The sequence below is a fragment of the Gilliamella sp. LMG 34362 genome (assembly GCF_984569125.1).
The window spans coordinates 1,099,479-1,109,353 of record NZ_OZ474902.1 but is presented as its reverse complement, the minus strand read 5'-3'; the positions used below and the strand labels follow the sequence as shown (position 1 = coordinate 1,109,353).

Below are 9,875 nucleotides of genomic sequence, written 5' to 3'. Positions count from 1 at the left end.
ATGAACCATAGGTAAACTTAAAGTCAAGTTACTAGGATTTGATAACTAATTTGTTTAAGATAAAATTTAAAATAATTCCGTATAATGGTAAAAAGAATAAACCACAGATGATTATTTTAAAGCTATAATCAATAGTGGCAATTTCACCCCAATGCGCTGCCATAAATTCGTCATTAGTTTTATAAAAAGCTATAGCAAAAAAGACAATAGTATCAATACCATTCCCTAATATTGCCGAAGCAGAAGGTGCCACCCACCATGCTCTGTTTTTTCTTAAATAATTAAATACGGTAATATCCATTAACTGCCCAACTAAATAAGCGGCAAAGCTAGCTAACGCAATCCGGAAAACAAAGCTATTAAATTCAGATAAAGCAGCCAATCCCATCCAATGAGTATCAAAAAATAACACTGAAACCCCGTAAGAAAGTAGCAAAGCAGGTATCATTACTACAAAAATTATTTTTCTGGCTAGACTAGCGCCAAAGACCCGAATAGTTAAATCCGTAGAAAGAAAGATAAATGGGAAAGTAAAAGCGCCCCAGGTAGTATGAAAACCAAAAATATCAAATGGGATTTGTACTAGATAATTGCTTGAAGCAATAACTAAAATATGAAAGAACGAAAGCCATCCGAGTGCTTTCATTTGTTCTACATGAGTAAATGGTTTGGTTTGTTCTGAATTAGCGTTCAGATACATAAGTTTTTCCTTTTTTAATGGGATAAGTGAATCCAGTGTTACAATTAATTTGAATAACTAAGGTAATCGGTTAAACCTTTATCTCGAAGAATACAGCTAGGACATTTACCACAACCACCATCAACGCCATAATAACATGTATGGGTATATTTTCGGACATAATCCAAATAACCAAGCTTATCGGCCATTTCCCACGTTTGAGCTTTAGTAAGATACATCAATGGTGTAATGAGATTAAAGTTATAGTCCATAGCCAAATTCATCGATACATTCATTGATTTAATAAAGATATCTCGACAATCAGGATAGCCACTAAAATCAGTTTCACAAACTCCGATAATAATATCGCAAATATCTTGTTGTTTGGCATAACATCCAGCTAGAAGTAAAAACAGCATATTACGGCCATCAACAAATGTATTAGGATAATCAGCTTCCTTAGTGGCAGTAATTTCTTGAGAGTCATCAATTAAAGCATTATTGGTTGTCTGTTTAATCACCGACGTATCAATAACAGTTTGTTTGACACCAAGATCTTCAGCAATCCATTTAGCTTTTTCCAGTTCAATTGCATGACGTTGGCCATATTGAAAACTAATGGTTTCGACATTTCCACGACCATAATCAGCAATAGCTTGCAATAAACATGTGGTAGAATCTTGTCCACCAGAAAAGATAACAAGTGCTTTACGATTTTGCATTTTTAACTATTCCTGTAAAAAGATTAACGATTATCGATTTTTTCAGGATAAAGGTCATGATTAGCTAAGCGATTCACGGCTATTTGTTGCCAATCAGTACCTGATTTACCATAATTAGCATAAGGATCAATAGATATTCCACCTCGGGGAGTAAATTTACCCCACACTTCTATATATTTTGGATCCATCAATTTAATCAGATCTTTCATGATGATATTAATACAATCTTCATGATAATCACCATGATTGCGGAAGCTGAATAAGTAAAGCTTGAGTGATTTACTTTCTACCATTTTAATATTTGGCACGTACGAAATATAAATAGTAGCAAAATCAGGTTGCCCAGTTATTGGACAAAGACTGGTAAATTCGGGACAATTAAATTTTACAAAATAATCGTTGTCTGGATGTTTATTATCGAATGTTTCTAAGATTTCTGGACAATAGTCAGTAGGATAGCGAACGGATTGATCGCCTAGTAGTGTTATATTACTCATTTTTTTCCTTAGTTTTTTAGCGTGGGAGGTTCACGAACCACGTAATCAGGCGCACACCATACTCTTTTTAAATAAAAAAGTCCAGTTTAAGCAAAGTTGAGTGTATTAATAAAAAGCACCATTAATACTAGATCAATGGTGCTTATTTAGTTATAACTTAGTAAAAAAATGTGAGAAAAGCACTTTTTAAGCCGAATATAACTTATTTGCTGGTCAATTGTTTGTAATAATCAGCAAGCTTCTCTTTAGCATCAGCTAATTCTTTTTCGGCATCATTTAATTTCGCTTTTAATGCATCGATTGTATCTTGATGGGCATTAACCTTGTCTTTTGCATACTCTTTAGTTTTTTCAGCTAATTCTTTGGTTTTATCTGTAACATCTTTAGTTTTTTCAACTATTAATCTTTTATATTTTTGTTCTAAAGTTTCATCAGTACAATTGGTATTAACTTCTTGCAACGCTTTTTCAAGACCAGTCACTTCATTACTATTATTTGCTTTTTTAGCTTGTTCAATTTTTGTTTCAATTGCTTGCTTTTTAGCATCGCAATTTAATCCTTGGTTTTCGTCATTACTTGATGCATAACTATTTACCGAAAATGCAGTAACTAAAGTGATAATGCTTAACTTACTTAATAACCTTATTGCTGATTTCATATTGACTCCCCTTAAGTTTATTTTCTTAATTGAACACAATCAACTTTATGATCTTTACCTTTGGTTAAAATTAAACTTGCTCGTTCCCGTGTTGGTAGGATATTTTCAATCAAATTTAATTCATTTATATCTCGCCAAAGGCGGTTAGCAATATTCACGGCTTCTTCCTCTGGAAGCTTTGAATAATGGTTAAAGTAAGAGTTAGGATCGCTAAATGCCCCAGCTCTAAATTTTAAAAAACGATTAACATACCAATCGTGTAATAGCGGTAATTGTGCGTCTACATAGATCGAAAAATCGACATAATCAGAAACAAATACACGATTATTAGCTTGAGTATAGTTTATGCTGCCTTGTAAAACATTTAATCCTTCAAGAATTAAAATATCAGGACTATCAACAATAATATGTTCATCTTCAACAATATCGTAGACTAAATGAGAATAAACGGGCGCCTTAACTTCTGCTTGTCCTGACTTTACATCAGCAACAAAATTAAGTAATTTCTTGATATCATAGGATTGTGGAAATCCCTTTTTATTCATGATACCACGTTCTTCAAGATAACGATTAGGATATAAAAAACCATCAGTTGTCACCAATGCAACTTTCCGATGTTCTGGCCAACGAGTCAACAATGCTTGTAGGACACGGGCGGTAGTGCTTTTACCAACAGCTACACTACCTGCGATACCAATAATATAAGGTATTTTTTGGCTTTTACCTAAAAATTTTGATAACACTGCCTGACGGCTAAAACTGTTGCTTATATAATAATTGAGTAATCGAGATAAAGGCAAGTAAATTTCACTTACCTCATCCATGGATAAATCTTCATTAATACCTTGTAATGAAGTCAATTCTTCTGGCGTTAAAGTCATTGGTACCGCATTACGCAAGCTCGCCCATTCTTGTCGGGTAAATTGCATGTAAGGGCTCAAATGATTTGTCATATTTTATTCTCTATTGCTCGCTGATATAAATAATTTGGCTCAGATTATACTAAATCTATTTTTTTACAATCATAAATTGGTATTATCTCATGCTCATAGCTATATTGATGACTTACTGGTAAAATACATTTAGTGAGTTAATAATCAGATATTAAATTGAGATTGTATGTTAAAAAATAAATCAAAACAAAAACCTAAAAAAACCCGCCAAGAGATTAATGAAGAATCTCGTGAGTTAAAGCGCAAACGTAAGCATAAAGGTTTACCTAGTGGTTCACGTTTCAATGGTCAAGATAACAATCAAAGTAACAAAACAACTAAAGCAATAAAAGATCCTCGTATTGGCAGTAAAAAACCAATTTCATTGGTAGTAGATGATAATTCATCTATTAGAAAGGTAGATAAAATTAATCAGTCCAAAATAACTAAAGCTAAATTAACACCACAACAAGAATTAGAACAACTTGAAAATGATACTAAATTGGATCAATTACTAGATTTGGTTGAACAAGGCAAAATCTTAACTGACGAACAACAGACTTATCTTGATAATAAACTAAATCGTATAGACAAACTTATGCAACTATTAGGTTATGAAGATGAAGATTTCGAAGATGAACAAGAAGAAATAAAAGAAGATATCGTCAGTCTATTGAAACGTAATTAATTTAGTTTTAATTAAATATGTGTTAAAAACATCAATAATCTTATATACAAAATAATCACGATAAAGAGTCGTATACCATGCCACTATTGATTATGCTATGTTTATATTTAGGATTATCTATTTGCACTTTATTATATTTAAAAAAAACAAATTACATTAAATTAAAAACACAAATAAGAGCAAAACAACGTAATACAGCAAAACGTTATGGAAATGACAATGTCAAACGCAGGACTAAATAAAAATGTGATTCAACCCCTATTATGGGATCAAGCGTTAATTGAAAAATATAATTATTCAGGTCCAAGATATACCTCTTATCCAACAGCACTTGAATTTAACGAACAGTTTACTGAACAAGATTTCATTTTAGCGACCAACCTTTATCCTGAACGACCATTATCGCTGTATGTACATATTCCGTTTTGCCATAAACTTTGTTATTTTTGTGGTTGTAACAAACTGATTACACGACAAACCCATAAAGTCACTAAATATCTTGATGTATTAGATATCGAGATTGCTAAACAGTCCGAATTATTTAAAAACCGGACTGTGACACAAATGCATTGGGGAGGAGGAACTCCTACTTTTTTAACTGATGCTGAAATTAGCCGCTTGCTCTCTTCAATAAAAAAACACTTTAACTTTGCTCAAAATGCCGAACTATCCATTGAAATAGATCCAAGAGAAATAAGTCCACAAACGATTGATCATCTAGCTAATGTTGGCTTTAATCGGTTAAGTATGGGGATCCAAGATTTCAATCATGAAATTCAAAATTTAATTAATCGTGAGCAAGATGAAAACTTGATCCGTTCACTAATTATCCAAGCAAGAAAAAATAACTTTCGTTCTATTAGTCTAGATTTAATTTATGGATTACCTAAGCAAACTGTTGAAAGTTTCACGGAAACATTAAATAAAGTAATTGATATTTCGCCAGATAGATTAAGTGTTTTTAATTACGCACATTTACCTAGCCGATTTGCTGCACAACGTAAGATCAAAGATAATGATTTACCTAATGCAAGTCAAAAATTGAAAATCTTACAAACCAGTATTGAAAAATTGACTCTCGCTGGTTACCAATTTATAGGTATGGATCATTTTGCAAAACCAACTGATGAGTTAGCTATCGCACAACAACAGAATAAGTTACATCGCAACTTTCAAGGTTATACCACTAAAGGAGATGCTGACTTACTTGGCCTCGGTGTATCAGCAATAAGTATGTTGGGAGACAGCTATGCCCAAAACCAAAAAGACTTAAAAAGTTATCAAAATCAAGTTGAACAAAAAGGACATGGTTTATGGAAAGGATTTACCTTAAATCGTGATGATAAAATACGTCGAGATGTTATTAAACAACTTATCTGCCATTTCCAGCTTGATAAAAAGCAGATTGAACAATATTACCATATCCAATTTGATGACTATTTTGCTGAAGATTTAAAACTGCTTGCACCACTAGAACAAGATGGATTGGTTGTCGTTAATCAAGATAGCATCAACGTTCAATCTAAAGGCCAGCTGCTAATTCGTAATATTTGCATGTGCTTTGATATTTATATGCGTCGATTGGTGCGACAACAACAGTTTTCACGCGTGATTTAATTGAATAAATTCACGCATGACTATTTATAATGATACTGGTTTAAGTGTTAATGACTGGCTAAATAAACCTTAAATTTAGTCGTTTGGGCAATAATTTCAACACTTTTAAATGTTTCATCCAAGATCGATTGATATGGCAAAAATGAATTTGCCACAATACAAAGATAGCCATTTAGTTTTAAGTGTTTTTTTGCTTCCTTAATCAACTTATTAACTGCAGTGTAACTTGTTTCTTTGCCATCGTGAAAAGGTGGATTAGAGATGATTAAATGATATTTATCGCTTATATCTGAAAACACATCACTAGCAATAACACTTGCCACAATGTTATTAGCAGCTAAAGTCGCTTTACTTGATTCTAATGCAGCACTACTTACATCAGTTAATGTTAAGCTTATATCTTGATTTAATTTACCTATTACTGTTGATAATATGCCCGAGCCACAACCAACATCAAGAATATTTCCTTTGATAATATCACTATGATCCATAAGTGCATTTAATAACAGCTCACTTCCTGCATCTAAGGCTTTTTGGCTGAAGACGCCTGGTAAGCTTTTAATTTCGATATCCTGTTTTTCAATCGTTAAGTGATAACTCAACCACCAGTCTTTTACTTCAAAAGCCAAACGACTATCAGCTCGAAAATGATATAAACCACATCGTCTTGCACTATCTATTTTTTGGATAGAACCAAAGTCACTTAACAGCCCTTCCACACTTTTTACCCCTGAACGATTTTCACCAATGATAAAAATATCACTATCTTTAGGCATATTGTTCAATAAATATGATAACTGAAATTGTGCTTCACTCTTGGTTTTAGGCCAATAATAAATGAGGGTATTTATATCAGTATAAAAAGATGTATCAGGATAGAGCGAAAATATAGCGCTATTGGCTCGTTTACTATTTTTAAAGCTTAAAAAAGTATGATATTGGGAACAATGAATCTTAACTATATTGGCTGAAATAACCGCAGGATAATTATCTTGAATATCACCAGCAATAAGGATATTTTTATCATCAAAAAATGACTGATGACGTTCAAGTACTTGGCTAGCTGGAGTAAAAACAGATGTTGCCATAATGCCTCAATGAAAAAACTTTATAAATTGAAGCGAAGATTATACAATTAACTTCCTTTAATCCCTAATAAAACCGTAATCTGACAATGACACAAACTGATTGGTATCTTAAACAGTGTAATATTACTCAATATGTTTTACGCAATTCAACCGTTTTTCAGGGTGAACTTGCGACTCATATAGACGATAAAATTTGTTTAATTGTTGTTGCTAAACAAAAACCAACACAAAAAATATATTACGATATTTTAAAAGCCATCCGTTTAACAGAAGAACAAGTGTTATTTCTTACCCCTTCGCAATTAATTATTTCGGCGGATGAAGTAAAAATAGTGACATGGTTTATAGATGTGCTTAGCAATGAACCATGGCAAAATAGTTTAACCATTAATACCTGTGATTTAGATTCGCTAGCTAAAGATCCACACCAAAAACGTAAACTTTGGCAGCAGTTATGTGAATATGAAAACAATTTCCATCCTGAATGAACATGATTTAACGGAAGCATATGAGTTAGAACTCATATGCCACCCTATCCCTTGGTCCAAAGAAACTTTTTTTTCAAATCAAGGGGAACGTTATATCAATCTTAAAATAACTGTTGGTAATAAGCTAGTCGGCTTTTGTATTTGCCAACAAGTTGCCGACGAAGCAACTTTATTTAATATTGCTATACATCCTGCATACAGACAACAGGGATTAGCTAAAGCATTATTAAATCATTTAATTAATAACTTAATAGCCATTAGCTCACCGCAGGCTATTTCAACTTTATGGTTGGAAGTTAGAAAATCTAACACGCCAGCAATTGAGTTATATCATTCAATTGGCTTTAACCAAATAACAGTGAGAAAAAATTATTATCCAACAGTTGATGGTCATCAAGAAGATGCAATTATTATGGCTTATACATTAACGCTATAAATTAATTTAATGGGAATAATCATGCAAAAAAAAACAGCACTACTATTTGTCAATGGTGAACCACCAAAAGATATTCCCAGTAATATAAAAGATTATACTTATATTGCCTGTACTGATGGAGCCTATCATAGCTATTTATTTACATCAGCCATTGAACCTGATTTTATTATCGGTGATTTAGATAGCATAGACTCAACTAGGGCAATTCCGTCAAAAACACAAATTATTCATACGCCAGATCAATCTAAACCTGATTTTGAAAAAGCATTATTATTTTTGAATAGTAAAGGTGTTACATCATTTACAATATATGGTGCATCAGGAGGAGCCAGTGATCATTTCTTAGGTAACTTATCTATAGCAATGCAATACTATCATCAGTTCAAAATGATGTTTTATGACAATTATTGCCATTTTTTCTTCGCTGATCATCATCAGATTATCCACCACGTGAAAAATCATATTGTTTCGTTAATGCCATTGTCTACAGTAACTAATTTGACTATAACAGGCTTTGAATATCCTTTAACTGACCAAAAATTAGTTCTTGGTGGCCACATTAGTTTGCGTAACAAAGCTATCGATGATAAAGTAGAAATCTCTTTTAAAAACGGTGATTTACTAATTTTTATCCAAAACGATTTCAATTAGATTGACATAAATATTTACATTACTTTACAATACTATTACAAACAATTAGCGTGATTTTGGTGAAAGGAACCGCTCTATGATAATAAAAAAACTTACTGTGCTTGCTTGTTCTTCTCTCGTTTCTTGCATGGCTTTTGCGCAGAACGATAGTGTAAGCATTACAGATAAGATAGTAGATAGTTTTCTCGCTTGTGATAACCAATTTTTTAAGCAATTGGCTGAAAATAAAAAATTATTCAGCGAATATGTTGATTTAACCACAACAGATAATGTTACTTATATTCCTGTAGAATCAATTTATCAACAAAACAAAGATAAAGTTAATTTCAAAAAACCTCTTAAATACCACGGATTAACAATAACTGGGTATCAAAACATCTATATTCCAACCAATTTATCTGGACAATATTACTATTGGGGCTTTATTTTTGATAATAGCCAAGAAGAAATTACTAATACACTTAATAATTTAAAATGGTTAAAATATAATAACGCTGTTTATATTGCCAATGCCAAAATCTATGATCGCAATGCAAAATCACCGGTATGGCAAGATAATCCCTACTCAATTGATGGTGTTGTACCAAAACTTGGTACCATTGAAAAATCACTTTATCTAGAAGCCTTTACTGATAATCAAAACCGTGTGCTTTGTTCCATCCAAGGTGATATAAAGAAAGACATTCTTTATAAAGATCGTCCAGATATGAAACCACTTGACGACAAAATGGATAAAGAGCGCCAAGAAAAGATCAAAGCTTATAAATTGAAAAAACAACAAGAAAAAGAACAAAAAGAAGCTCAAGAAAAGCAATCTCAACCCCAACAAGATAAACCAGTTGAAAATAGCTCAAAAGAGGGAGATAAAATTTAAATGAAAAAATTATGTTTATTTTTAATGCTCTTTTCTTTTACAGCTATCACTCATGCAGAAGAAAAGAAACCACTTACTCAAGATGAATTAGCAGCTCAAGCTAAAGAAGTAGAAGTAATGCTAAGTAATCCTAAAATAGGTGAACAATTTACGCCTCTATCTAAAACTGATGAGGATAACACCATTGGTTATGCCTATCTTGATAAAAAATCCATAAAATTACATCCTTATAACGATAAAATTCGAATTTTTAAGGAAGTTACCAATTACATTCCAGCATTAGTTCAAGATATTGATAATGTAAAAACACCATATCACACAGTAGTTGTTAATCATTATGCTAATTGTGATAAAAAAGAAATTGCTAAAGGTAAAATTGAACTTATCGAGAACTATTTTGCCGAAGGTAAACTAGTAAATACTATTGATATTCCAAATCGTTGGACGAGAGCAGATAAAGGCGATGAAAAGCATAAATTACTCGTTATTGCCTGTTCATTACCATTAAACAATTAATTCGATTTTCATTCGTTTTTACTCTTGCC

General features: G+C 32.2%; 13 protein-coding genes and 1 riboswitch. Of the genes, 7 read left to right on the top strand and 6 right to left on the bottom strand.

Translation table 11 applies throughout. From position 1 onward, the window contains the following. Positions 1 to 31: 31 nt before the first annotated feature. The 5 genes from AC5LWZ_RS05165 to coaA form a co-directional block, all read right to left on the bottom strand. Entirely contained in the window at positions 32 to 700 is a 669-nt protein-coding gene (locus tag AC5LWZ_RS05165) for a 7-cyano-7-deazaguanine/7-aminomethyl-7-deazaguanine transporter (protein WP_493464095.1), read from the bottom strand. A 44-nt stretch (positions 701 to 744) separates the two neighbouring features. Next, positions 745 to 1,401 carry a 7-cyano-7-deazaguanine synthase QueC gene (queC, locus tag AC5LWZ_RS05160; RefSeq protein ID WP_493464094.1) on the bottom strand — a complete coding sequence of 219 codons (657 nt, stop codon included), beginning with the start codon at positions 1,399 to 1,401 and terminating at the stop codon, positions 745 to 747. A 23-nt stretch (positions 1,402 to 1,424) separates the two neighbouring features. After that, positions 1,425 to 1,898 (bottom strand): preQ(1) synthase, encoded by a 474-nt coding sequence (gene queF / locus AC5LWZ_RS05155; RefSeq protein WP_493464093.1) that lies wholly within the window; start codon positions 1,896 to 1,898, stop codon positions 1,425 to 1,427. Between the two features lie 2 nt (positions 1,899 to 1,900). After that, positions 1,901 to 1,945, bottom strand: a riboswitch (PreQ1 riboswitch). Positions 1,946 to 2,100: 155 nt separating this feature from the next. Next, positions 2,101 to 2,556: a DUF1090 domain-containing protein gene (locus AC5LWZ_RS05150; protein ID WP_110448225.1), complete on the bottom strand. Its 456-nt coding sequence runs from the start codon at positions 2,554 to 2,556 to the stop codon at positions 2,101 to 2,103. Positions 2,557 to 2,573: 17 nt separating this feature from the next. Beyond that, positions 2,574 to 3,509: a type I pantothenate kinase gene (gene coaA / locus AC5LWZ_RS05145; protein ID WP_086357041.1), complete on the bottom strand. Its 936-nt coding sequence runs from the start codon at positions 3,507 to 3,509 to the stop codon at positions 2,574 to 2,576. A 166-nt stretch (positions 3,510 to 3,675) separates the two neighbouring features. Here coaA and yihI point away from each other — a divergent pair, with 166 nt between their 5' ends. Together yihI and hemN are read left to right on the top strand one after the other, a co-directional pair. Beyond that, on the top strand, positions 3,676 to 4,176 hold the full coding sequence (yihI, locus tag AC5LWZ_RS05140; RefSeq protein ID WP_198199307.1) for a Der GTPase-activating protein YihI: 501 nt from the start codon (positions 3,676 to 3,678) through the stop codon (positions 4,174 to 4,176). Between the two features lie 219 nt (positions 4,177 to 4,395). After that, entirely contained in the window at positions 4,396 to 5,793 is a 1,398-nt protein-coding gene (hemN, locus tag AC5LWZ_RS05135) for an oxygen-independent coproporphyrinogen III oxidase (RefSeq protein WP_493464092.1), read from the top strand. A gap of 47 nt (positions 5,794 to 5,840) precedes the next feature. Here the strand turns inward: hemN and rsmC are convergent, their stop codons facing one another. Beyond that, the gene (gene rsmC / locus AC5LWZ_RS05130) at positions 5,841 to 6,881 is read right to left on the bottom strand and encodes a 16S rRNA (guanine(1207)-N(2))-methyltransferase RsmC (protein WP_493464091.1); all 1,041 of its coding nucleotides are present in this window, start codon (positions 6,879 to 6,881) and stop codon (positions 5,841 to 5,843) included. An 86-nt stretch (positions 6,882 to 6,967) separates the two neighbouring features. On the opposite strand from rsmC, the gene AC5LWZ_RS05125 reads away from it, so the two are divergent. The 5 genes from AC5LWZ_RS05125 to AC5LWZ_RS05105 all read left to right on the top strand — a co-directional run bounded on the left by AC5LWZ_RS05125 (position 6,968) and on the right by AC5LWZ_RS05105 (position 9,846). Continuing rightward, entirely contained in the window at positions 6,968 to 7,369 is a 402-nt protein-coding gene (locus tag AC5LWZ_RS05125; protein ID WP_493464090.1) for a DNA polymerase III subunit psi, read from the top strand. Next, complete coding sequence (gene rimI, locus AC5LWZ_RS05120) at positions 7,344 to 7,805, top strand: ribosomal protein S18-alanine N-acetyltransferase (RefSeq protein ID WP_493464089.1); 462 nt, start codon at positions 7,344 to 7,346, stop codon at positions 7,803 to 7,805. The genes AC5LWZ_RS05125 and rimI overlap by 26 nt, the downstream gene beginning before the upstream one ends. A 21-nt stretch (positions 7,806 to 7,826) precedes the next feature. Next, positions 7,827 to 8,456: a thiamine diphosphokinase gene (locus AC5LWZ_RS05115; RefSeq protein ID WP_306245316.1), complete on the top strand. Its 630-nt coding sequence runs from the start codon at positions 7,827 to 7,829 to the stop codon at positions 8,454 to 8,456. A 76-nt stretch (positions 8,457 to 8,532) separates the two neighbouring features. Next, positions 8,533 to 9,330 carry a hypothetical protein gene (locus AC5LWZ_RS05110; protein ID WP_198199273.1) on the top strand — a complete coding sequence of 266 codons (798 nt, stop codon included), beginning with the start codon at positions 8,533 to 8,535 and terminating at the stop codon, positions 9,328 to 9,330. Then, positions 9,331 to 9,846, top strand: a complete 516-nt coding sequence (locus tag AC5LWZ_RS05105) for a surface-adhesin E family protein (RefSeq protein ID WP_110448233.1) — start codon at positions 9,331 to 9,333, stop codon at positions 9,844 to 9,846. Positions 9,847 to 9,875 lie beyond the last annotated feature (29 nt).

Bases quoted from the DNA above. Each gene is read 5' to 3' on its own strand.
- AC5LWZ_RS05165 (WP_493464095.1), bottom strand. From the start codon at position 700: ATGTATCTGAACGCTAATTCAGAACAAACCAAACCATTTACTCATGTA.
- queC (WP_493464094.1), bottom strand. From the start codon at position 1,401: ATGCAAAATCGTAAAGCACTTGTTATCTTTTCTGGTGGACAAGATTCT.
- queF (WP_493464093.1), bottom strand. From the start codon at position 1,898: ATGAGTAATATAACACTACTAGGCGATCAATCCGTTCGCTATCCTACT.
- AC5LWZ_RS05150 (WP_110448225.1), bottom strand. From the start codon at position 2,556: ATGAAATCAGCAATAAGGTTATTAAGTAAGTTAAGCATTATCACTTTA.
- coaA (WP_086357041.1), bottom strand. From the start codon at position 3,509: ATGACAAATCATTTGAGCCCTTACATGCAATTTACCCGACAAGAATGG.
- yihI (WP_198199307.1), top strand. From the start codon at position 3,676: ATGTTAAAAAATAAATCAAAACAAAAACCTAAAAAAACCCGCCAAGAG.
- hemN (WP_493464092.1), top strand. From the start codon at position 4,396: ATGTCAAACGCAGGACTAAATAAAAATGTGATTCAACCCCTATTATGG.
- rsmC (WP_493464091.1), bottom strand. From the start codon at position 6,881: ATGGCAACATCTGTTTTTACTCCAGCTAGCCAAGTACTTGAACGTCAT.
- AC5LWZ_RS05125 (WP_493464090.1), top strand. From the start codon at position 6,968: ATGACACAAACTGATTGGTATCTTAAACAGTGTAATATTACTCAATAT.
- rimI (WP_493464089.1), top strand. From the start codon at position 7,344: ATGAAAACAATTTCCATCCTGAATGAACATGATTTAACGGAAGCATAT.
- AC5LWZ_RS05115 (WP_306245316.1), top strand. From the start codon at position 7,827: ATGCAAAAAAAAACAGCACTACTATTTGTCAATGGTGAACCACCAAAA.
- AC5LWZ_RS05110 (WP_198199273.1), top strand. From the start codon at position 8,533: ATGATAATAAAAAAACTTACTGTGCTTGCTTGTTCTTCTCTCGTTTCT.
- AC5LWZ_RS05105 (WP_110448233.1), top strand. From the start codon at position 9,331: ATGAAAAAATTATGTTTATTTTTAATGCTCTTTTCTTTTACAGCTATC.